Origin of the sequence: Nonomuraea sp. NPDC023979, assembly GCF_040639085.1 — a bacterium.
Taxonomy (GTDB): Bacteria; Actinomycetota; Actinomycetes; order Streptosporangiales; family Streptosporangiaceae; genus Nonomuraea; species Nonomuraea ceibae.
Map to the genome: position 1 here is coordinate 75,497 of NZ_JBEZZG010000026.1, position 21,363 is coordinate 96,859.

The 21,363-nt window shown below is 72.4% G+C and carries 20 protein-coding genes; 9 read left to right on the top strand and 11 right to left on the bottom strand.

Features of this window, described 5'->3' with window-relative positions; all coding sequences use genetic code 11:
- Positions 1–11: 11 nt before the first annotated feature.
- The 7 genes from AB0G11_RS34600 to AB0G11_RS34630 form a co-directional block, all read right to left on the bottom strand.
- On the bottom strand, positions 12–2,060 hold the full coding sequence (locus AB0G11_RS34600) for a pseudouridine synthase (RefSeq protein ID WP_357590924.1): 2,049 nt from the start codon (positions 2,058–2,060) through the stop codon (positions 12–14).
- A complete protein-coding gene (gene scpB / locus AB0G11_RS34605) occupies positions 2,057–2,629 on the bottom strand; it encodes an SMC-Scp complex subunit ScpB (RefSeq protein ID WP_219502713.1) in 573 nt (190 codons plus the stop codon). Before scpB ends, AB0G11_RS34600 begins: the two co-directional genes overlap by 4 nt.
- Before the next feature lie 244 nt (positions 2,630–2,873).
- On the bottom strand, positions 2,874–3,683 hold the full coding sequence (locus AB0G11_RS34610; RefSeq protein WP_219502620.1) for a segregation/condensation protein A: 810 nt from the start codon (positions 3,681–3,683) through the stop codon (positions 2,874–2,876).
- Positions 3,680–4,621 carry a ParA family protein gene (locus tag AB0G11_RS34615; RefSeq protein ID WP_219502618.1) on the bottom strand — a complete coding sequence of 314 codons (942 nt, stop codon included), beginning with the start codon at positions 4,619–4,621 and terminating at the stop codon, positions 3,680–3,682. The genes AB0G11_RS34610 and AB0G11_RS34615 overlap by 4 nt, the downstream gene beginning before the upstream one ends.
- 116 nt (positions 4,622–4,737) lie before the next feature.
- Complete coding sequence (locus AB0G11_RS34620) at positions 4,738–5,643, bottom strand: site-specific tyrosine recombinase XerD (protein ID WP_219502615.1); 906 nt, start codon at positions 5,641–5,643, stop codon at positions 4,738–4,740.
- Positions 5,644–5,660: 17 nt separating this feature from the next.
- Positions 5,661–6,272 (bottom strand): NUDIX hydrolase, encoded by a 612-nt coding sequence (locus tag AB0G11_RS34625; protein ID WP_219502612.1) that lies wholly within the window; start codon positions 6,270–6,272, stop codon positions 5,661–5,663.
- The gene (locus AB0G11_RS34630; protein WP_219502607.1) at positions 6,269–7,933 is read right to left on the bottom strand and encodes a CTP synthase; all 1,665 of its coding nucleotides are present in this window, start codon (positions 7,931–7,933) and stop codon (positions 6,269–6,271) included. The genes AB0G11_RS34625 and AB0G11_RS34630 overlap by 4 nt, the downstream gene beginning before the upstream one ends.
- Before the next feature lie 110 nt (positions 7,934–8,043).
- Here AB0G11_RS34630 and AB0G11_RS34635 point away from each other — a divergent pair, with 110 nt between their 5' ends.
- Entirely contained in the window at positions 8,044–8,688 is a 645-nt protein-coding gene (locus AB0G11_RS34635; protein WP_357590926.1) for an acyltransferase, read from the top strand.
- Complete coding sequence (locus AB0G11_RS34640) at positions 8,652–9,887, top strand: UTRA domain-containing protein (RefSeq protein ID WP_357590927.1); 1,236 nt, start codon at positions 8,652–8,654, stop codon at positions 9,885–9,887. The genes AB0G11_RS34635 and AB0G11_RS34640 overlap by 37 nt, the downstream gene beginning before the upstream one ends.
- On the opposite strand, the gene AB0G11_RS34645 is transcribed toward AB0G11_RS34640, so the two are convergent.
- Complete coding sequence (locus tag AB0G11_RS34645; RefSeq protein WP_357590929.1) at positions 9,880–12,231, bottom strand: FAD-dependent oxidoreductase; 2,352 nt, start codon at positions 12,229–12,231, stop codon at positions 9,880–9,882. The two genes, AB0G11_RS34640 and AB0G11_RS34645, sit on opposite strands and share 8 nt — an antisense overlap.
- A 68-nt stretch (positions 12,232–12,299) precedes the next feature.
- Here AB0G11_RS34645 and AB0G11_RS34650 point away from each other — a divergent pair, with 68 nt between their 5' ends.
- Positions 12,300–13,205, top strand: a complete 906-nt coding sequence (locus tag AB0G11_RS34650; RefSeq protein WP_357590931.1) for a choline/ethanolamine kinase family protein — start codon at positions 12,300–12,302, stop codon at positions 13,203–13,205.
- 4 nt (positions 13,206–13,209) lie between these two features.
- A complete protein-coding gene (locus tag AB0G11_RS34655) occupies positions 13,210–13,803 on the top strand; it encodes a DUF4126 domain-containing protein (RefSeq protein ID WP_219502597.1) in 594 nt (197 codons plus the stop codon).
- Between the two features lie 187 nt (positions 13,804–13,990).
- Here the strand turns inward: AB0G11_RS34655 and AB0G11_RS34660 are convergent, their stop codons facing one another.
- The gene (locus AB0G11_RS34660) at positions 13,991–15,460 is read right to left on the bottom strand and encodes an SDR family oxidoreductase (protein WP_357590933.1); all 1,470 of its coding nucleotides are present in this window, start codon (positions 15,458–15,460) and stop codon (positions 13,991–13,993) included.
- A 66-nt stretch (positions 15,461–15,526) separates the two neighbouring features.
- Here AB0G11_RS34660 and AB0G11_RS34665 point away from each other — a divergent pair, with 66 nt between their 5' ends.
- The 5 genes from AB0G11_RS34665 (at position 15,527) to AB0G11_RS34685 (ending at position 18,817) form a co-directional block, all read left to right on the top strand.
- Positions 15,527–16,261, top strand: coding sequence for a DUF1722 domain-containing protein (locus tag AB0G11_RS34665; RefSeq protein ID WP_357590935.1), 735 nt, complete (start codon positions 15,527–15,529; stop codon positions 16,259–16,261).
- Between the two features lie 100 nt (positions 16,262–16,361).
- Positions 16,362–16,967 carry a hypothetical protein gene (locus AB0G11_RS34670; RefSeq protein WP_219502589.1) on the top strand — a complete coding sequence of 202 codons (606 nt, stop codon included), beginning with the start codon at positions 16,362–16,364 and terminating at the stop codon, positions 16,965–16,967.
- A gap of 56 nt (positions 16,968–17,023) precedes the next feature.
- The gene (locus AB0G11_RS34675) at positions 17,024–17,602 is read left to right on the top strand and encodes a Uma2 family endonuclease (protein ID WP_219502586.1); all 579 of its coding nucleotides are present in this window, start codon (positions 17,024–17,026) and stop codon (positions 17,600–17,602) included.
- A gap of 55 nt (positions 17,603–17,657) precedes the next feature.
- Positions 17,658–18,011 (top strand): extradiol dioxygenase, encoded by a 354-nt coding sequence (locus AB0G11_RS34680; protein ID WP_357590937.1) that lies wholly within the window; start codon positions 17,658–17,660, stop codon positions 18,009–18,011.
- 83 nt (positions 18,012–18,094) lie between these two features.
- Positions 18,095–18,817 carry a PepSY domain-containing protein gene (locus tag AB0G11_RS34685; protein ID WP_219502581.1) on the top strand — a complete coding sequence of 241 codons (723 nt, stop codon included), beginning with the start codon at positions 18,095–18,097 and terminating at the stop codon, positions 18,815–18,817.
- Positions 18,818–18,871: 54 nt separating this feature from the next.
- On the opposite strand, the gene AB0G11_RS34690 is transcribed toward AB0G11_RS34685, so the two are convergent.
- On the bottom strand, positions 18,872–19,222 hold the full coding sequence (locus tag AB0G11_RS34690; protein ID WP_357590938.1) for a VOC family protein: 351 nt from the start codon (positions 19,220–19,222) through the stop codon (positions 18,872–18,874).
- Positions 19,223–19,238: 16 nt separating this feature from the next.
- On the bottom strand, positions 19,239–21,347 hold the full coding sequence (gene uvrB, locus AB0G11_RS34695) for an excinuclease ABC subunit UvrB (RefSeq protein ID WP_219502575.1): 2,109 nt from the start codon (positions 21,345–21,347) through the stop codon (positions 19,239–19,241).
- Between the last annotated feature and the right edge of the window lie 16 nt (positions 21,348–21,363).

The following is a 21,363-nucleotide window of genomic DNA, read 5'->3' on the forward strand; positions in this document are numbered from 1 at the left end:
TCGCGGCCAGATTACAGCTTCACGGCCGCGTAAAGCTCGCCGACCTCCTTCAGGGACAGCGCCCTGACGGTGCCCGGCTTCGTACGCCCCAGCTTGACCGGCCCGAACTCGATCCGCGCCAGATCGATCACCCGGTGGCCCGCCTCCTCCAGCATGCGGCGCACCACGTGCTTGCGGCCCTCGTGCAGCACCACCTCGACCAGCGCCTGCTGGCCGTGCTCCTGCACGATCGCGAAACTGTCGGCCCTGGCCAGGCCGTCCTCCAGCTCGATCCCCTGCTTGAGCCTGCGGCCCAGGTCACGCGGGATCGGCCCGGGCACCTTCGCCCAGTACTTCTTCTGCACCCCGTAGCTGGGATGCGTCAGCCGGTTGGCCAGCTCGCCGTCGTTCGTGAGCAGCAGCAGGCCCTCGGTCTCGGTGTCGAGCCTGCCCACGTGGAACAGCCTCGGCGCCAGCTCCTCCACGAAGTCGGCCAGGCACGGCCGGCCCTGCGGGTCGTCCATCGTCGACACGACGCCGATCGGCTTGTTCAGCGCGTAGTAGACCAGGTCGGGGGCCGTCGGGATGCGCTTGCCGTCGACGTGGATCACCTGTGTGGCCGGGTCCACCTTGGCCCCGAACCTGCGCACCACCTGGCCGTTCACGGTGACCCGGCCGTCGCCGATCATCTCCTCGCAGGCCCTGCGGCTGGCCACGCCCGCCTGGGCGAGCACCTTCTGCAGCCGCACGCCGTCCGGCACTTCGGTGGTGTCACGCTCGTCGGTGTAGCCGTCGGGGAAGAAGTCACGGTCGCGCATAGGCTGCCGCGCCGTCTTGAACCGGTCGCGCGCCGGCCCGCCCTCGCCCCGGCCACCGCCTGAGCCGCCGGGACCGCCTGGGCCGCCGAACCCGCCGTCGCGCCTCCCGCCGTCGCGGCGCGCGCCGCCGATGGTCTGCACGCCGTCACGCCCGGAGGTACGCCCGCCGCGCCCGGAGTCGTCACGCCGGCCGAACCGGCCCCGCGATCCGCCGCGCGCCGCGTCGTCCCTTCGCCCGCTCCGATCGGCCCGGAACCCGCCACGCTCCTCGCGCGGCCCACGGGTCTCCCCGGAGCCCCGCCCGGCGCCCTCACGCCCTTCGTACCGGTCACGCCCGGCATACCGGTCGCCGCCCTGGTGGCGGTCGCCACCCTGGTAGCGGTCACGGCCCTCGGCACGGTCACGGCTCTCGAACCTGTCACGGCCCTCGGCACGGTCACGGCTCTCGAACCTGTCACGGCCCTCAGAGCGGTCACGGCTCTCGAAGCGGTCGCGGCCTTCGTTCCGGTCGCCGCCGCCGAAGCCCGTACGCTCGCGGGCGTCTCGGGTGGCGGGGCGGCCGTAGCGGGCGCGGGAGCCGCCGCGGTCGGCGCGCAGCCCGTCACGGGCGCTCTCGTCCCTGAACCCGCGCTCAGCCGTGCCCCGGCCCTCCGAACGGAACCCGCCCCGATCATCACGGAACCCGCCGCGCTCGTCACGGGACCCGCCACGCTCGTCGCGGGACCCGCGCCGGTCGCCGCGGAAACCCTCACCGTCGCGGAACCTGTCACGGTCACCGCGCCCGCTCGGGGCCCCGGCGCGCTGGTCCCCCTGGTAGCCGGCCCGGTCGTCACGGCCCCGGGAGTCCCCGCCACGGGAACCGTCCCGGAACCCACCACCGCGCGAACCCGCGCGGTCCTGGAACCCGCCGCCGCGCGAACCCGCGCGGTCCTGATAGCCGCCGCCGCTCCGCGAACCGGAGCGGTCCTGGAAGCCGCCGCCGCGCGAACCGGCGCGGTCGTCACGGCCGCCGCGGTCGTCGCGGAAGCCGCCGCGCTCGCCTCGGCGGGAGGCGCGGAAGTCGTCGCGGCGCGCGTCGCCGCGGGTGTCGTCGCGGCGGGGGCCGCCGCGTTCACCATCTCGATGGGAACCGCCACGGAAGTCGTCGCGGCGTCCGCCGCGGCTGTCGTCCGAGCGGAAGGCGGGACGCCCGCCGCGGCCGGAGCCGCCCGCGCGTCCTCGACCGCGTCCCTCACCGGACGGGGTGCTTCGCCTGTTGATCACTTTGTCGTCTCCTCGAGGTTTTCCACGTCGTCGGGGAGGAAGGGCGCGAGCTCGGGGAGCTCGCTGATGTCCCGCAGTCCCAGACGTTCAAGGAAGTATGAGCTTGTCCGGTAGAGCACCGCTTGGCTCTCCGGGTCGGTGCCGGCCTCTTCGACCAGCCCTCTCGCGACGAGCGTCCGCATGACGCCGTCGCTGTTGACGCCGCGTACGGCGGCGACACGGGCGCGGCTCACCGGTTGCCGGTAGGCCACGACCGCGAGAGTCTCCAGCGCGGCCTGGGTCAGCCGCGTCTGCTGGCCGTCGCGTACGAACCGCTCGACCAGCCCGGCGCAGTCGGCGCGCGTGTAGTAACGCCAGCCGCCCGCGACCTCTCTCAGATCGAAACCCCGCCCGGCGGCAGTGTATTCCTCGGCCAGCTCCCGCAGCGCCGCCGCCACCTCGTGCGTGGGCCTCTCCAGCACCTGCGCCAGCGTCACCTCGGCCACCGGCTCGTCGACGACGAGCAGGATGGCCTCCAGCGCCGCCTTGAGCCCAGGCCCTTCCCCGGACCCCTGAGCCGCCTCCCCCACCGTACGCGTCGCGCCGGGCTCCGCCGTCCCGCTGCCCGCCGCACCGGCGCCGGGAAGGGGCGGCACGCCGTCCGCCGCCGGAAGAAGGTCGGCCACCTCGTCCGGGGAGACCGCCGCGCCCGGCTCCGCCGTCTCGTTGCTCGCCGTGCCGGCGTCTGGAGGCTCCGGTTGGGGGTCGGTCAGGGCGCCGGGGAGGGTCATCCAGGCGGGGATGCGGTCGGCGCCGCGGGGGGCCTGGGGGTGGTCAGTCATCTGCTGCTTTCTCCGCGCTCTCCTCGTAGTCGTCCCCCACCGAGACGTCGCCGTCGTCGGCGCCCGTCCAGGTGACGTGCAGGTCGCCGAGCGGTTCGAGCTGGTCGAAGGTGACCGCCGACTCCCGGAAGAGCTCCAGGACGGCGAGGAAGCGGGCGATGACCTCGAAGGTGCCCTCGCAGTCGGCGACCAGGGCCCTGAAGGTGGCTCTGCGCATGCGGCGCAGCCGCTCGACCAGGATAGCGGCTTGTTCGCGGACGCTGGCGAGTGGTTGGTAGATGTGGCCGACGCTGACGGTGGGCGGCAGCTTCGGGGTGAAAGCCTTGGCGGCGATGCGGGCGAGCTGTTCGGGCCCGATGCCGAGGATGAGCTCGGGCAGCAGGTTGGCGAACTGGGGCTCCAGGGGGACGGTGCGGGGGAAGCGGAGCGCCTCGTCGGCCATGCGCCCGGCGAAGACCTTGGCCACCTCCTTGTACGCCTTGTACTGCAGGAGGCGGGCGAACAGCAGGTCGCGGGCCTCCAGCAGGGCGAGGTCCTCCTCGTCCTCGACCTCGCCGGAGGGCAGCAGCCGGGCGGCTTTCAGGTCGAGCAGCGTGGCGGCGACGAGCAGGAAGTGGCTGGTCTGGTCGAGGTCCCATTCGGGGCCGCGGGACCGGATGTAGGCGATGAACTCGTCGGTCACCTGGGACAGCGAGACCTCGGTGATGTCGAGCTTGTGCTTGGCGATCAGGCCGAGGAGCAGATCGAAGGGGCCTTCGAAGACGTCCAGGTGGACCTGGAATCCCTGCTGCTGCTCGGTCACCTGGCCATTGTCGCAGCCGCGGGCCAGCGCGAGAGCACCTCGCGCGCCAGCTCACGGTAGGCGTTGGCGCCCAGGGACGAGGGGTCGAAGGTGGTGATGGGCTCGCCGGCGACGGTGGCGTCGGGGAAGCGCACCGTACGGTTGATCACGGTGTGGAACACCTTGTCGCCGAACGCCTCGACGACGCGGGCGAGCACCTCACGGCCGTGGAGGGTACGGGCGTCGTACATGGTGGCGAGCAGGCCCTCGATCTCGAGGTCCTCGTTGAGCCGCTCCTGGACCTTGGTGATGGTGTCCATGAGCAGGGCGACGCCGCGCAGCGCGAAGAACTCGCACTCCAGCGGCACCATGACGCCCTGGGCGCAGGTGAGCGCGTTGATGGTGAGCAGGCCGAGCGACGGCTGGCAGTCGATGAGGCAGACGTCGTAGTGCGGCAGCAGCGGCTTGATGACGCGGCCGAGCACCTGCTCGCGGGCGACCTCGGTGACGAGCTGGACCTCGGCCGCGGACAGGTCGATGTTGCTGGGCAGCAGGTCGAGGCCCTCGACGCCGGTCTCCAGCAGCACGTCCTCGGCGGTGACGTTGCGCTCCATCAGCAGGTTGTAGACCGTGAGGTCGAGCTGGAGCGGGTTGATGCCGAGGCCGACGGACAGGGCGCCCTGCGGGTCGAAGTCGACGAGCAGCACCTTGAGGCCGTATTCGACGAGGGCGGCGCCGAGGTTGATGGTGGTGGTGGTCTTGCCGACCCCGCCCTTCTGGTTGACCATGGCGACCACGCGGGCCGGGCCGTGGACGTCGCGCGGCGCGGGCTCGGGGAACACCGGCCGGGGGCGCTGGGTCGGGCCCAGGTTGACGCCCGTGGAGGGCGCGTTGGTCTTCGTGTCTCCCCAGGGGTTGTCGGGGGTCCCCGGGGCCGAACCGTTGGTCTTCACAGTCACCAGCTCGAACCTCCCTGACGATCCCGAACCGGACCGTCCGGACGGACACTATGGCGTCACCACTTAACGCGGCAAGGCGGCACGCCGATGTGCCGCACGACCCAAAAGACTATAGATCACTGGCGGGCCCGTGGATGCGCCGCCGCGTAGACCTCGCGAAGTTTGTCGACGGTGACGAGTGTGTAGACCTGGGTGGTGGTGACGGAGGCGTGGCCGAGCAGTTCCTGGACGACCCGGACGTCGGCGCCGCCGTCGAGCAGGTGGGTGGCGAAGGAGTGGCGCAGCACGTGGGGCGAGATCCCGGCGAGGCCGGCGCGCACGGCGGCGGCCTGGAGCACCTCCCAGGCGCCCTGGCGGGTCAGCCGGCCGCCTCTGGCGTTGAGGAACACGGCGGGGGTGCCGCGGCCGTGGGCGAGCAGGCCGGGTCTGGCGCGCACGACGTAGGCGTCGAGGGCGGCGCGGGCGTAGCGGCCGAGGGGGACGATCCGGGTGCGGCCGCCCTTGCCGCGCAACCGTACCTGGTCGTCCTCCAGGTCGTCGACGGCCAGGCCGACGGCTTCGGAGATGCGGGCGCCGGTGCCGTACAGGACTTCGAGCAGGGCGCGGTTGCGCAGGGTGAGGGGGGCGCCGTCGGGGCCTGAGGCGGCGATGAGGCGTTCGACCTCGTCGACGGCGATGGCCTTGGGCAGGCGGCGGAGCTGGCGCGGCGGCCGTACCTGGTCGGCAGGGTCGTGGGCGGTGACGCCTTCGCGCAGGGCGAAGCGGTGCAGGCCGCGCACGGCGGAGACGGCGCGCGCGGCCGAGCTGGCCACGAGCGCCGGGTGGTCGCCGTCGCCCTCGCGCAGGGCGGCGAGGAAGGCGCGCACGTCGGCCTCCCCCACCTCGTCGAGGCGGAGGAGGCCGCGGGCGCGCAGGTGTTCCAGGTAGCGGCGCAGGTCGCGACGGTAGGAGGCGAGCGTGTTGGCAGCCAGGCCCCGCTCCACCGCCAAATGGGCGAGGTAGCTGGAGAGCACCGCCTCCACGATGGTCCTTCCGGTCGTCAGGCCTCGGGCGCGTCGGCGGGGCGCAACAGGCCGAACCCCTCGACCGAAGCCGTGTATGCGGCGAGGATACCGGCCACGGCCGGGGAATTGTGGATCATTCCCATCAGGGCCTTCTCGACGGCGTCGGCGAGGGGCACCCATTCGACCGGCATGCCGATCTCCTCGTGACGGTGCACGAACCCGTTCTCCTCGTCCGGGATCTTGGTGAGGTCGCGGGCGAGGAAGACGCGGATGCGCTCGTCGGACATGCCGGGCGAGGAGTAGAGGTCGACGAGCGTGTGCCAGGTGGCGGCCCGGTAGCCGGCCTCCTCGGCGAGCTCGCGGGCGGCCCCTTCGACCAGGGGTTCGCCGGGCACGTCGCGGATCCCGGCGGGCAGCTCCCAGAGCAGGTGGCGGGTCGGGTGGCGGTACTGGCGCAGGAGCAGGACGCGGTTCTGCTCGTCCAGGGCGAGGACCGCGACGGAGCCCGGGTGGACGACGTAGTCGCGGTCGGCGTGGTCGTCGCCGGGCATCCGGACGGTGTCGGTGACGACCTCGATGACGTGTCCCGAGAAGCGCTTCCTGGTTTCGAGAACGTCCCAGCGCTCGGGCGTGTCCTGGATCCTCACTTGGCCGCCTTCGCGCTCACGCGGCTGTCGGCGTAGGCGAGCGCCGCGTTGACGAGGCCCTTGAACATCGGGTTGGCGCGGGTGGGCCGGGAGCGGAACTCGGGGTGAGCCTGGGTGCCGATGAAGAACGGGTGCGTGTCGGCGGGCAGCTCGGTGTACTCGACCAGGCGGCCGTCGGGCGACAGGCCGGAGAAGACCAGGCCGACGCTCTCCAGCTTGTCGCGGTAGGCGTTGTTGACCTCGTACCTGTGGCGGTGGCGCTCGTCGGCCTTGGCCCGGCCGCCGTAGAGCTGGCGGGCCAGCGTGCCCTCGCCGAGCTTGGCGGTGTAGCTGCCCAGGCGCATGGTGCCGCCCATGTCGCGCTCGCCGGCGACGACGTCCTCCTGGTCGGCCATGGTGGAGATGACCGGGTGCTTGGTGTCGGGGTCGAACTCGGCGGAGTTGGCGTCGGTGATGCCGGCCATGTTGCGGGCGGCCTCGATGACCATGCCCTGCATGCCGAGGCAGATGCCGAGCAGCGGGACCTTGTTCTCGCGGGCGTGGCGGATGGCGCCGATCTTTCCTTCGATGCCGCGCACGCCGAACCCGCCGGGGATCAGCACGCCGTCGGCGCCGTCGAGCTCGCGCTCGGCGCCTTCGGGGGTCTCGCAGTCGTCGCTCTTGACCCAGCGGATGTTGACGCGGGCGTCGCAGGCGAAACCGCCGGCGCGCAGCGCCTCGGTGACCGACAGGTAGGCGTCGGGCAGGTCGATGTACTTGCCGACGAGCGCGATCGTGACCTCCTTGGCCGGGCGGTGCACGCGGCGCAGGAGCTGCTCCCACTCCTTCCAGTCGACGTCGCGGAAGGGCAGGCCGAGGCGGCGCACCACGTACGCGTCGAGGCCCTCGGAGTGCAGCACCTTGGGGATGTCGTAGATGGAGGCGGCGTCGACGGCGCTGACGACGGCGTCCTCGTCGACGTCGCACATGAGGCTGATCTTGCGCTTGATGGCGGTCTGCACGGGCCGGTCGGAGCGCAGCACGATCGCGTCGGGCTGGATGCCGATGCTGCGCAGCGCGGCGACGCTGTGCTGGGTCGGCTTGGTCTTGAGCTCGCCGGACGGGCCGATGTAGGGCAGCAGCGACACGTGCAGGAAGAACACGTTGTCGCGGCCGACCTCGTGGCGGATCTGGCGGACGGCCTCCAGAAACGGCAGCGACTCGATGTCGCCGACGGTGCCGCCCACCTCGGTGATGACCACGTCGACGTCGGGGCCGGCCATGCCCCGGATGCGGTCCTTGATCTCGTTGGTGATGTGCGGGATGACCTGGACGGTGTCGCCGAGGTATTCGCCGCGCCGCTCCTTGGCGATGACGTTGGAGTAGACCTGGCCGGTGGTGACGTTGGCCGAGCCGTGCAGGTCGGTGTCGAGGAAGCGCTCGTAGTGGCCGACGTCGAGGTCGGTCTCGGCGCCGTCGTCGGTGACGAAGACCTCGCCGTGCTGGAACGGGTTCATGGTGCCGGGGTCGACGTTGAGGTACGGGTCGAGCTTCTGCATGGTGACCCGGAGCCCGCGGCCCTTGAGCAGACGGCCCAGGCTGGAGGCGGTGAGGCCCTTGCCGAGACTGGAGGCGACACCGCCGGTGACGAACAGATGCTTGGTTTGCGATGCGCTGCGCAAGGAGGCTCCCGTGGCTCGAGGTGTGGCCGATGTGTCCACGGGCTCTCAGGATATCAAACAACGCCCCCGACATGCCCGAACAGGATGACCTAGCGGTAACTTTGGTCCCTATGTCACTTGTACGGCGGGCGTTCGGCACGCTGATCCACCGGGCCTACGCCGCGATCCGCGACGCGGGTGCCATCACTCCCGAGACGCCCGCGGGTCACGGGTTCCGCCGTCTGGGCGACGGCGCGAAGATCGCCTTCCCGCCGGGCGCGATCTTCGGGGAGCGCTGGATCGAGATCGGCGACCACACGCTGATCGGCGAGCGGGTGTCGATCTCGTGCGGCATGTGGCCGGGCGTGGATCTGGGGCCCGGCTCGATCCTGCGGATCGGCGGGTCCTGCTCGATCGGGCGGGGCACGCACATCGTGGCCCACCAGTCGATCGACATCGGCGACGACGTCTTCACCGGCCCGTACGTGTACGTCACGGACCAGAACCACGTCTACGACGACCCGGACGTGCCGATCGGCAGGCAGTGGCCGCGCAACAGCCCGGTGTCGATCGGCTCGGGCTCGTGGCTGGGCGCGGGGGCGATCATCCTGCCGGGCACCCGGCTGGGCCGCCAGTGCGTGGTGGCGGGCGGTGCGGTGGTGCGCGGCGAGTTCCCCGACCACAGCGTGGTGGCGGGGGTGCCGGCGCGGCTGGTGCGGCGTTACGACCCGGAGCACGGTTGGCACGATCCAGCGGTGGCGCTGGCGGTCGACTGACCCTGGACCGAACCTCCGCCATCACCCGGCTTCTGGGCATCGGGTTCCCGCTGTTCGCCTTCAGCCACTGCCGTGACGTGGTGGCCGCGGTCACCAACGCGGGCGGGTTCGGCGTGCTGGGCGCGATCGCGTACACCCCCGAGCGGCTCGACGCCGAGCCGGCCTGGATCGACCGGCAGGTGCGCGGCCGGCCGTACGCGGTGGACGTGCTCGTGCCCGGCTGGATCGGCCCGGCCGCGCCGGGCGGCGTGGCGCGGGCGCGGGAGGCGGGCGTGCCGGTGGCGGCCCTGGTCGGCACCGTGGAGCACGGCGGGATCGGAGCCGGCCGCCTCCTTCGTCGGCCGGCTCGACCGGGTGCGGCCGGCCCGCGAGGTGGTCTACGCGATGGTGTACGAGTTCGCGGAGGCGGTGGAGCGGTTGGCCGGGCTGTCCCGGTGACCGGCTACGATGCCCGAATGGTCGGGAATCCTCCCGAGTTGGAACGCGGCACCGGGGTTCCCGCGCACGTGCAGATCGAGCGCTGGCTGCTCGACTCGATCGCCGGCGGCGACATGGCGCCGGGCGACAGGCTGCCCGGCGAGCGCGAGCTGGCGGGCCGGCTCGGCGTGAGCCGGATGACGCTGCGCCAGGCGCTGGCCACGCTGGAGCGCGACGGGGTGCTGGTCAGGGTGCCGGGCCGGACCGGCGGCGCGTTCGTCGCCGAGCCGCGCATCGAACGCGACCTGACCGGCCTGGCCGGGTTCACCGAGCAGGTGCGGCGCGCGCACCTGCGGGCCGAGGCGCGCATCCTGACGGCCGCCACCGTGCCCGCTCCCGCCGCCGTGGCCGCCGCGCTGCGCGTCGAGCCCGGCTCGCCGGTGCACGAGGTGGCGCGGGTGCGCTCGGCCGGGCGCTCGCCTCTGGCGCTCGAACGCTCCTTCTTCCCCGCCCTGCCCGGCTTCCTCGCTCAGGACCTGACCGGGTCGCTGTACGCGCTGCTGGCCGACGGGTACGGCCTGGCGCCCCGCACCGCGCTGGAGCACCTGGACCCGGTCATCGCCGGACCCGCCGAGGCGGCCGAGCTGGGCATCGAGCCGGGGGCGCCGCTGATGCGCGTCGAGCGGACCGCCTACGCGGCCGACGGCGCCCCGGTCGAGCACGCCCGTGACCTGTTCAGGCCCGACCGGGTGCGGATCTCGGTGCGCAGCGGCGTCACGTGACGACGGTCGCGGGCACCCAGGCGCCCTCCACCTCGACCTCCACCCCGGAGGCGTCGTCCGCGTCCTTCTCCAGGTAGGCGTAGGCGATCGACTGCCCGGCGGTGTGGCCGTAGCCGCCGGAGGTCACCCGGGCCACGACGCGGCCGTCGAGGCGGACCGGCTCGTTGCCGAGCGCCACGGCGCGCGGGTCGGCGAGCGCCAGGCGGCGCAGCCGGCGCGGCGGGTCGGGGTCGAGCGCGTCGCGGCCGAGGAACTCCTTGTCGAGCTTGACGCAGAAGCCCAGCCCGGCCTCGTACGGCGTGGTCTCGGGCCCGATGTCGGCGCCCCACACCCGGTAGCCCTTCTCCAGGCGCAGGCTGTCGATGGCCCGGTAGCCGCCCGCCACCAGCCCGTACGGCTCGCCCGCCCGCCACAGCGTCCGCCACAGCCCGAGCCCGTACTCGGTGGAGCAGTAGAGCTCCCAGCCGAACTCGCCGACGAACGTCACCCGCAGCGCCAGCACCGGCACGTCGCCCACGGTCAGCTCGCGCGCGGTCATGAACGGGAAGTCCAGCGGATCGGGCGTGAGCGTGGCGAGGATGTCGCGGGCGCGCGGCCCCCACAGCGCGAAGCAGGCGCGGCTGCCGGTCACGTCGGCGATCCGGACGTCGGCGCCGCGCAGCCGGGCCTGCTTGCGCAGCCAGCCGAGGTCGTGGGAGCCGAACGCGGTGCCGGTGACGACGAGGAACTCCCGCTCGCCGCGCCGGGTGACGGTGAAGTCGCACTCGATGCCGCCGCGCCGGTTGAGCGCCTGGGTGTAGGTGACGTCGCCCACCTGGCGGGCGACGCGGTTGGCGCACACCCATTCGAGCAGCGACGCGGCGCCGGGGCCGGTGACCTCGATCTTGGCGAACGAGCTCTCGTCGAACAGCCCGGCCGTGGTGCGGGTGGCGTGGTGCTCGGCGGCGACGGCGGGCGACCAGTTGCGGCCCGCCCAGCCGTGCGGCCGGACGCCGTCGCCCGCGGGCTCGTTGGACGTGTAGTAGTTGACCCGCTCCCAGCCGGCCTTCTCGCCGAAGACCGCGCCGTGGGCGGCGTGCCAGCCGTAGGCGGGCGAGGTGCGCAGCGGGCGGCCCGCCGCGCGCTCGTCGCCGGGGTAGCGGATGTCGTAGTAGGTCTCGTAGTTCTCCACCGCGCGGGCCAGCGTGTAGGACGGGGAGCGGTAGTGGGCGCCGAAGCGGCGGACGTCCATGTGCCAGACGTCCATGCCGGGCTCGCCGTCGACGATCCACTCGGCCATCACCCTGCCGATGCCGCCCGCGCCGGCGATGCCGTGGGCGCAGAACCCGGCGGCCACGTAGAAGCCGCCGACCTCGGTCTCGCCCAGGCAGAACTCGTTGTCCGGGGTGAACGCCTCCGGGCCGTTGATGAGCTTGCGGATGCCGACGTCGGCCATCGCGGGCACGCGGACGCGGGAGTTCTCCGAGATCTCCTCGAACCTCGGCCAGTCCTCCGCCAGCAGCCGCCCGTTGAAGCCGGCCGGGATCGCGTCGTAGGACGACTCCCCCGCCGTCCACGGCGCGCAGGTGCGCTCGTAGCCGCCCATGACGAGCCCGCCGACCTCCTGCCGGTAGTAGACGAGCAGGTCGGGGTCGCGCAGCGTGGGCAGCCCGGCGTGCTCGTGGAAGCCGTCGGTGACCACGTACTGGTGCGACATCGGCACGATCGGGACCCGCACCCCGGCCATCCGGCCGATCTCGGCGGCGAACATGCCGCCGCAGTTGACGACCACCTCGCAGTCGATGTCGCCCTGGTCGGTGCGCACCCGCGTGACCCGGCCGCGCTCGACGTCCAGGCCGAGGACCCGGACCTTGGTACGGATCCGCGCGCCGCCCTCCCTGGCCCCGGCCGCCAGCGCGTAGCACAGCCGTGACGGGTCGATCTGGCCGTCGGTCGGCAGGTAGGCGGCGCCGACGACGCCCTCGGTGCTCATCAGCGGGAACAGCTCGGCCGCCTCGGCGACGGAGATCTCCTCCAGCGGCAGGCCGAACGTGCGGGCCCAGCCGATCTGGCGGCGGATCTCGGCCATCCGCTCCGGGGTGGAGGCGAGCTTGATGCCGCCGCACTCCGTCCATCCGGCGTCGAGGGTGCGGTAGAGCTCGACGGAGTACTGGTTCATCCGGGTGAGCGTCGGATCGGCGCGGAGCTGGCCGACCAGGCCCGCCGAGTGGAAGGTCGAGCCGCTGGTGAGCTCGTCGCGCTCCAGCAGGACGACGTCCCGCTCGCCGAGCTTGGTGAGGTGGTAGGCGACGGAGGCGCCGCCGACGCCGCCCCCGATGATCACGATGCGCGCCGAGTCGCTCATGCCCGCGAGGCTAACCGGCGGGCCGTAAAAGGTCTAGACCGTTTAGCGGGGCGGAGCTAGCATCGACCATGGCCGTGCTCGAGATCCTCGACCGCATCCCCCTGCTGGCAGGCGTGCCGCGCTCCGTGGAGGAGCTGCCCGGCGGCCTGACCAACCACAACTACAAGGTCACCACCCCCGGCGGGGCGTACGTGGTGCGGGTGTGGGCCAGCGACGGGTCGCTGCTGGCCATCGACCGCGACGCCGAGCACGCCTCCTCGATCGCCGCCGCGCGGGCGGGCGTGGGCGCGCCGGTGCACGCCTACCTGCCGGGCGAGGGGGTGCTGGTGGTGGGGTTCATCCCGGGGCGCACGTTCACACAGGACGACGTGCGCGACTCGGCCAACCTGCCGCGGGTGGCCGAGGCGTGCCAGCGGCTGCACGCGGGGCCCCGGTTCGTGCGCGACTTCGACATGTTCGACGTGCAGCGGCGCTATCTGGCGATCGTGCGGGAGCGGGGCTTCCGGCTGCCGGACCGGTACCTGGAGTTCATGCCCGTTGTGGAGCAACTCCGTAAATGTCTGGAAATAAGGGCAGAAGGCACCGTTCCGTGTAACAACGACCTGTTGCCGGGCAACATCATCGACGACGGCCGGCGGCTGTGGCTCATCGACTACGAGTACGCCGGCAACAACGACGCCTGCTTCGAGCTGGGCAACGTGTGGAGCGAGTCGGACCTGTCGCTCGACCAGCTCGACGAGCTCGTCACCGCCTACTACGGCCGCCGCCTGCGCCACAAGATCGCCCGTGCCCGGCTGCTCGGCCTGATGGCCAAGTACGGCTGGACCCTGTGGGCCTCCATCCAGGACGGCGCCAACGACACGATCGACTTCGACTTCTGGTCGTGGGGCATGGAGAAGTACGAGCGCGCCGTGGCCGAGTTCACCGCCCACGGGCTCGGGCGCCTCATGGACGAGGCCGCCCGGGCAGACTAGGGGCATGCTCGCCGCACTGACCGGGCTCGGCCTGTCCACCGCCGCCGGGCTCAACGCCTACATCCCGCTGCTCGTCGTGGGCGTGCTGGCCAACCTGACCGACCGGGTGCGGCTGCCCGACGGCTACGCGTGGCTGTCCCACTGGGGCGTCCTGGCGATCATCGCCGTGCTGCTGGCGGCGGAGATGGTGCTGGACAAGGTGCCCGCCGTCGACACCGTCAACGACCTGATCCAGACCGTCGTACGACCCGCGTCCGGCGGCGTCGTCTTCAGCGCCACCAGCGCCGCCGCCGAGCTCGACCGCTCCACCTGGATGACCGAGAACCCGTGGGCGTCCTGGCTGCTCGGCATCGTGGTCGCGCTGGCCGTGCACGCCCTCAAGACGGCGGCCAGGCCCGTGGTCAACGCCGGCACCGCCGGGGCCGGGGCGCCGGTGGCGAGCGTGGCCGAGGACACGGGCGCGCTCGGCATGAGCCTGGTCGCGATCTTCCTGCCGCTGCTGGTGATCGTCCTGCTGGCGCTGTTCGCGCTGGCCGCCTGGTGGACGATCGGCAAGGTGCGCCGCTACCGCGCCGGGCGCAGGCGGCAGCCCGGCTAGCGTCCTGCCGGATCATCCCCCGGGCTGACCCGTCATCCCCCTCCGGGCTGATCCGCCCGCGGCCGCCCGTCCCGTACCGTCCGATGACGTGCGGACTCGTCGTGGCCCCCGCCCGCGCCCGCACACGGGCCCGGCGGCGCACCCGCGCCGCCGGGCTCCCCGGCCCGTCACCACAGCGGTACGGGCCTCAGGACCGGGATCGCTCCCGTCGCCGGGCCGCGGCGGCCACGTTGACCGGCATCCGGCCGAAGATCAGGCCGTGGAAGGGCGAGATCGCCCACCAGTAGAGGTGGCCGAGCAGCCCGTGCGGGTGGAAGATCGCCCGCTGGGTGTAGACCGTCCGGCCGCCGGAGCGGGTGACGCCGAGCTCCAGCCAGGCCAGGCCGGGCAGCCGCATCTCGGCCCGCAGCCGCAGCAGCCGGCCGGGAAGGACCTCCTCCACCCGCCAGAAGTCGATCGTGTCGCCCACCCGCAGCCGCGCCGGATCGCGCCGGCCGCGCCGCAGCCCGACGCCGCCGACGAGCCGGTCGGCCAGCCCCCTGAGCTTCCAGGCGACCGGCAGCGAGTACCAGCCGTTGCGGCCGCCGATGCCCTCGATCACCTGCCACAGCGCCTCCGGGCTCGACGGCACGGCCAGGCTGCGGTCGTCGACGAAGAGGCTGCCTCCCGCCCAGTCGGGGTCGGTGGGCAGCGGGTCGCTGGGCGCGCCGGGCGTGGACGCCGAGGACCAGCGCGTGGCGACGTCGGCCTCCCTGATCTTCATCAGCGCCAGCGACACCGCCCGGCGGAAGCCGACCAGCCCGCCCTCGGGGTCGGGCACGTGGCGGGCGATGTCGCGCTCGCCGCACACGGCCTCGTTGCGCAGCGACTCCACCAGCGGGCGGGCGATGCTCGCCGGGACCGGCGTGACGAGCCCCACCCAGAGGCTCGACAGCCGGGGGCTGAGCAGCGGCACCGGGAGGATCAGCCGGGGCGGCAGCCCGGCCACGGCGGCGTACTCCTGCATCATGTCGGCATAAGTCAGGACATCGGGCCCGCCTATGTCGAACCCTCGGTTGACCGTCCCCGGCACCTCCGCCCACGCGACCAGATACCGCAGCACGTCCCGTACCGCGATCGGCTGGGTGCGGCTCCGCACCCAGCGCGGTGTGGTCATCACCGGCAGCCGCTCGGTCAGGTAGCGCAGCATCTCGAACGACGCCGACCCCGACCCGATGATCATCGCGGCGCGCAGGACCACCGCCGGCACCACGCCCCCCAGGAAGATCTCCCCCACCTCGGCCCGCGACCGCAGATGCGGCGAGAGCGCCTCGCCGGCGGCCGGACCGCCCAGGTAGACGATCCGCCGCACCCCTGCCTCGGCCGCCGCCGCCGCGAACGTCCGCGCCGCCAGGCGGTCCCGCTCGGCGAACCGGCCGCTCGCCCCCATCGTGTGGATCAGGTAGTACGCGACCTCCACCCCGTCCAGCGCCCGCCGCGTCCGCCCGGCGTCCGTGGCGTCGGCCTCGACCACCTCCGTACGCGCCGCCCACGGCAGGTCGCGCAGCCGCCCGGCCGAACGCACCATGCACCGCACGTCATGACCGGCGGCCAGCAGCTCGGGGGCCAGCCGCCCGCCGATATAGCCGGTCGCCCCTGTGACCAGGCACAACGGCATGCCACGCATGTTCCCCCGGCACCGTCCGTCATGCGTGGGGGCGCGGATCGCGGGCAGCCGTGGGGCATGTCCGGGGAGCGCGCGTGGGGCCGGCCACGGGTGGCGGTGCCGAGCCGCCTGCTCGGCGAGCCCGTACGGCGCGACGACGGCCACGGCCGCGCCCGCTTCCTCCACGACCTGGGGCCGTACGTCGACTGGCTGCCGATCCGCTCCGGGACCGGGATCGGCCCGGCCGCCGACGGGTACGTCCTCACCGGGTCCAGCGCCCGCCGCCCGGCCGCCGACGCGGTGATCGAGGACGAGGCCGAGCTCGACGACGCCGTCCTGCGCGAGGCGTTCACCGAGCGGATCTTCGCGCACGCCCGTCTGCGCGAGCTGCTGCGGGGCGACTGGCAGCCTCGCGACCTGGTGGCCTTCCAGTCGCGGCACAAGATGCAGCTGCTCGCCCACTCGCCCACGGGCTACCGCGAGACCGGCCGCCTGGTGGCCGAGGCGGGCACCAGGCCGCGTGCGGAGCTCGCCGCCGCGTACGGCGCCGCCTTCCGCACCGCGATGGCGGCCAGGACGTCGGCCGGGCGCAACGTCAACGTCCTGCAGCACTGCCTGGGCATGCTCGGCGACGACCTCGACCCGGCCGACCGCGCCGGCCTGGCCGAGGCCATCGCCTCCTACCAGGAGGGCAGAGTGGCGCTCGGCGTGCCGCTGGCCCTGCTGCGCCACCTCGCCCAGGGCGAGGCCGCCGGCTACGTACGGGACCAGACGTTCCTCTCCCCGTATCCGGACGAGCTCGGCCTGAGGTGATCAACGGCGGCGGGAACCCGGAGTGGCCGCCCGCGCGTTGGTCCGTGCGTTGGTGCGTGCCCTCGGCACGGCTATTCTCAAGGCGAGAACTCAACAGGAGGTGGCCACGATCAGCGAAATCGTCCTCATCGTGCTGGTGATCCTGGCGTTCCTCCTGCTGCTGGCCGGGGTCGGCGTCTACCTCCTGGTCAAGCTCGGCAGGAAGGCCGCCACCAAGGCCAAGCAGGCCACGACCCGGCTGACCACGCACGTCAACGCGATGGGCACCGGCGACGCCGCCGAGGTCGAGCGCCTCCGCCTCGACCTGCGCCGCGAGGTGTCGCTCACCCGCCAGGCCGTCGAGCAGGCGCAGGCCCAGGGCTGGGGCCTGGGCGACCTGCCCCGCCTGCTGGCCGACCTGACCGCCCAGGCCGACGTGCACGACGGCCAGCTCGGCATGTACGCCCAGCAGCGCCGCCTCTCCCCGTACGTCGACCACGCCACGCTCGACCGGTTGCGCCAGCACCAGGCCAGGCTGACGGCCATGTGCGCCCGCATCCGCGCCGACCTGCTCAGCGACCAGGTCCACCACTCGGCCACGGGCATCGACGACCTCGACACGCGCACCAACCTGGAGATCGAGTCCCGCCGCCCCGCCCCCGACCCCCTCGACGAGATCGACGACCTCTACCGCAAGACCATGCAGGAACGCCGCGACCCCTCCTGACGACTACGGATCGTGGCATAATTGCATCAGAGGGTCACCGTTCAGGAGGCGCATCGATGAGCACGGCCTTGCCGGAATGGTTCTATCCCGGCCCTCCCGGCGGCTGGACCGCCGACATGCTCGACCGTCTCCCTCCCGACGCGCCCAGGCACGTCGAGCTGATCGATGGATCCCTCATCATGATGTCCCCCCAGACGTTGTTCCACATGCTCGCGCTCAGGTTGTTCGAACGGGAGCTCACGCCTCCCGAGCATCTGGTCGTCGTCCGCGAGATGACCGTCACCCTGGGGCTGCGGCAGCGTCCCGAGCCGGACATCCTCCTGGTGAAGGACACCGCGGCCCAGCGGGTCGGCCTGACCAGCTTCAAGCCTGAGGACGTCCACCTCATCGTCGAGGTGGTGTCGGAGGAGTCCCGCGACAGGGATCGAACGACCAAGCCCAGCAAGTATTCGAGCGCGGGGATCACGTACTTCTGGCGTGTCGAGCTGGAGGACGAACGGCCCGTCGTCTACACGTTCGAGCTGGAGCCCGCCGTCAAGGCGTACGTCCCCACCGGCATCCACCGCGGCCGCCTGCGCACCGACATCGGCTTCCCGGTGGACATCGACCTCGATCTGGACAAAGTCAGACGCTGAGCCCGCTGGGGCGTGGGTTCTTCCCGTGCGGGGCGCCGGGCGCGAGACTGTGAGGGTGATTCGCGGACTGCATCTGCTGTTCCACAGCCGGGATCCGGAGGCGGACCGGGCGTTCCTGCGTGACGTGCTCGAATGGCCGCACGTGGAGGACGCGGCGTCCGGGGACGGGTGGCTGATCTTCAGGACGCCGCCGGCCGAGCTGGGCGTCCATCCGACCGACGCCGATCCGGTGGTGACGCTGCACCTGATGTGCGACGACGTCGCCGGGACCGTCGCCGGTCTCGCCGCGCGGGGCGTGGCCGCCGGTCCCGTCACCGACGAGGGGTACGGCATGGCGACGACGCTGACGCTGCCCAGCGGCGCCACGATCGGCCTGTACGAGCCGCGTCACGCCAGCCCGCTCGGCTGAGCGAGCGTCATGCGCGGGCCGGGAACCGTACAACAGTCCTTGACCGGGTGATATACCAGCACATTCCGGGCAGTCGTCCCCGCATGAACGGGGAGACCAAGCGCAACAAGATCATCGGCGCCACGCTGGCGAGCGCCGCACTGCTGACCGGCGCGGGCTGCGGCCCGGCCGCGCCGGGCGAGACCGGGACCGCTCAGGCGGCCGGGTCGCCGGCCCCCGCGCCGACCGGCACGGAGGACATGCCCGTCGACCCGGGGAGCCCGCCCGTGGACCCGGAGGACTCGCCGACGGACCCCGAGGCCTCGCCCACGGGCACGGACGCGACGCCCTCCCCCACCGACGGCAGCCCCTCGCCGGGCGCCACCACGGCAGGCGTCGCCGATCTCAAGAAGGCCGCCGAGGCCGCACTCGCCGCGGTCCCGAACTCCACGCTCATCTCCATCGAGAGCGAGGAGGGCGGCAAGCTCTGGGAGGTCCAGGTCGTCGACAACACCGGCGCCGAGCAGCAGATGGACGTCGACGGCGCCAGCGGCCAGGTGGTGAACGGCCCCACCGCCGAGGAGTCGGACGCCGAGGACAAGCAGAAGCATCTGGAGCGGGTCAAGGCCGCCAAGCTCACCTACGCCCAGGCCGCCGACAAGATCGCCGCCTCGGTCCCGCAGGGGCGCATCACCGAGCTGAACCTGGACAGCAGCAACGGCAAGACCGTCTGGGAGTCGGACGTCGTCACCCCCAACGGCACCAAGCACGAGGTGACGGTCGACGCGGCCACCGGCGACGTCACCAAGAACAGCTCCACCAGCTGACCCCGCCCACCCGTCCGTCAAGGGCCCACGCCACCACGCGGCGCGGGCCCTCCCTCATGCCCGGGGCTCCAGGGCGCCGCCGAAGCTGAGCTCGTTGCCTTCCGGGTCGCGGTAGGTGACCTTGGTGACGCCGCCCTCGTACGTCTCGCGGCGGGCGGGCTCCAGGCCGCGGGCGGCCAGGCCGGCGACCCGGGCGTCCAGGTCGTCGACGAACGCCAGCACCAGCGCGTGACCCGCCCGCTCGGGCGCCTGCACGATGTAGACGTGGCGGCCGGGGGCCACCTCCCACACCGCCTCGATGTCGTTGGGCAGGAACGACGGCGGCCCGCCGAACAGCCGCTCGTACCACGGCAGCGCGGCGGCGTAGTCGGTGACGGGGACGCCTGCGAACAGGTCGAGCGACACGTCGTCCTCCAGAGGGTTAACTGATGCCGGCCTCGCGCATGTCGCGAAGCTCGCGCTTGAGCTCCTTGATCTCGTCTCGGAGCCGGGCGGCGACCTCGAACTGGAGGTCGGCCGCCGCCTGGTGCATCTGCTCGGTGAGCGACTCGATCAGCGACTCCATCTGCGCCCTCGGCATCTCGCCGGCGATGGCCTTGGCGTGCTGGCCGGCCTTGGCGGCGGCGAAGCCGGGGACGGGGGCCTTGCCCCGGGACTGGCTGCGCCCGCCGCCCATGAGCTGCTGGGTGTCGGCGTCCTCGCGCTGCAGCGAGTCGAGGATGTCGGCGATCTTCTTGCGCAGCGGCTGCGGGTCGATGCCGTTGGCCTCGTTGTAGGCGACCTGCTTGGCCCGGCGCCGGTTGGTCTCGTCGATGGCCCGCTCCATGGACGGCGTGACCTTGTCGGCGTACATGTGGACCTGGCCGGAGACGTTTCGGGCGGCGCGGCCGATGGTCTGGATGAGCGACGTCTCGGAGCGCAGGAAGCCCTCCTTGTCGGCGTCGAGGATGGCCACCAGCGACACCTCGGGCAGGTCGAGGCCCTCGCGCAGCAGGTTGATGCCGACGAGCACGTCGTACTCGCCGACGCGCAGCTCGCGCAGCAGCTCGATGCGGCGCAGCGTGTCGACCTCGCTGTGCAGGTAGCGGACCCGGATGCCGAGCTCCAGCAGGTAGTCGGTGAGGTCCTCGGCCATCTTCTTGGTCAGCGTGGTGACCAGGACGCGCTCGTCGCGGTCGGCTCGCTCGCGGATCTCGTGCACCAGGTCGTCGATCTGGCCCTTGGTGGGCTTGACGACGACCTCCGGGTCGACCAGGCCGGTGGGCCGGATGACCTGCTCGACGACGTCGCCCTTGACGCGGCCGAGCTCGTACGGGCCGGGCGTGGCCGACAGGTAGACGGTCTGGCCGATCCGCTCCAGGAACTCCTCCCACTTCAGCGGCCGGTTGTCCATCGCGGACGGCAGCCGGAAGCCGTGGTCGACGAGCGTGCGCTTGCGGGAGGCGTCGCCTTCGTACATGGCGCCGATCTGCGGCACGGTCTGGTGGGACTCGTCGAGCACCAGGACGAAGTCCTCGGGGAAGTAGTCGAGCAGCGTGTTGGGGGCGCTGCCGGCGGGGCGGCCGTCCATGTGGCGGGAGTAGTTCTCGATGCCGGAGCAGGTGCCGATCTGGCGCATCATCTCGATGTCGTAGGTGGTGCGCATGCGCAGCCGCTGGGCCTCCAGCAGCTTGCCCTGGCGCTCCAGCTCGGCCAGCCGGTCGGTCAGCTCGGCCTCGATCCCGGCGACGGCGGCGGCCATGCGCTCCTCGCCGGCGACGTAGTGGGAGGCGGGGAAGATGTAGAGCTCTTCGTCCTCGGTGATGACCTCGCCGGTCAGCGGGTGCATCGTGGACAGCTTCTCGATCTCGTCGCCGAACATCTCGATGCGCACGGCGAGCTCTTCGTACTTGGGGATGATCTCGATCGTGTCGCCGCGCACCCGGAACGTGCCCCGGGTGAAGGCCAGGTCGTTGCGGGTGTACTGCATGTCGACGAGGCGGCGCAGGAGCTGGTCGCGGTCGACGTCCATGCCGACGCGCAGCCGGGCCATGCGGTCGACGTACTCCTGCGGGGTGCCCAGGCCGTAGATGCAGGAGACGGAGGCGACGACGATGGTGTCGCGGCGGGTGAGCAGCGAGTTGGTGGCCGAGTGGCGCAGCCGCTCGACCTCGTCGTTGATCGAGGAGTCCTTCTCGATGTAGGTGTCGCTCTGCGGGACGTACGCCTCGGGCTGGTAGTAGTCGTAGTAGGAGACGAAGTATTCGACCGCGTTGTTGGGCAGCATCTCGCGCAGCTCGTTGGCGAACTGGGCGGCGAGGGTCTTGTTGGGCTGCATGACGAGCGCGGGCCGCTGCAGCCGCTCGATGAGCCACGCGATGGTGGCGGTCTTGCCGGTGCCGGTGGCGCCGAGCAGCACGCTGTCCTTGGCGCCGGCCTTGACGCGGCGCTCCAGCTCGGCGATGGCCGTCGGCTGGTCGCCCGAGGGAGTCATCTCGGTGACGACCTCGAACGGCGCCACCTTCCGCTGCAAATCTGTGACCGGTCGCATGCTGCCCACTTTAGGC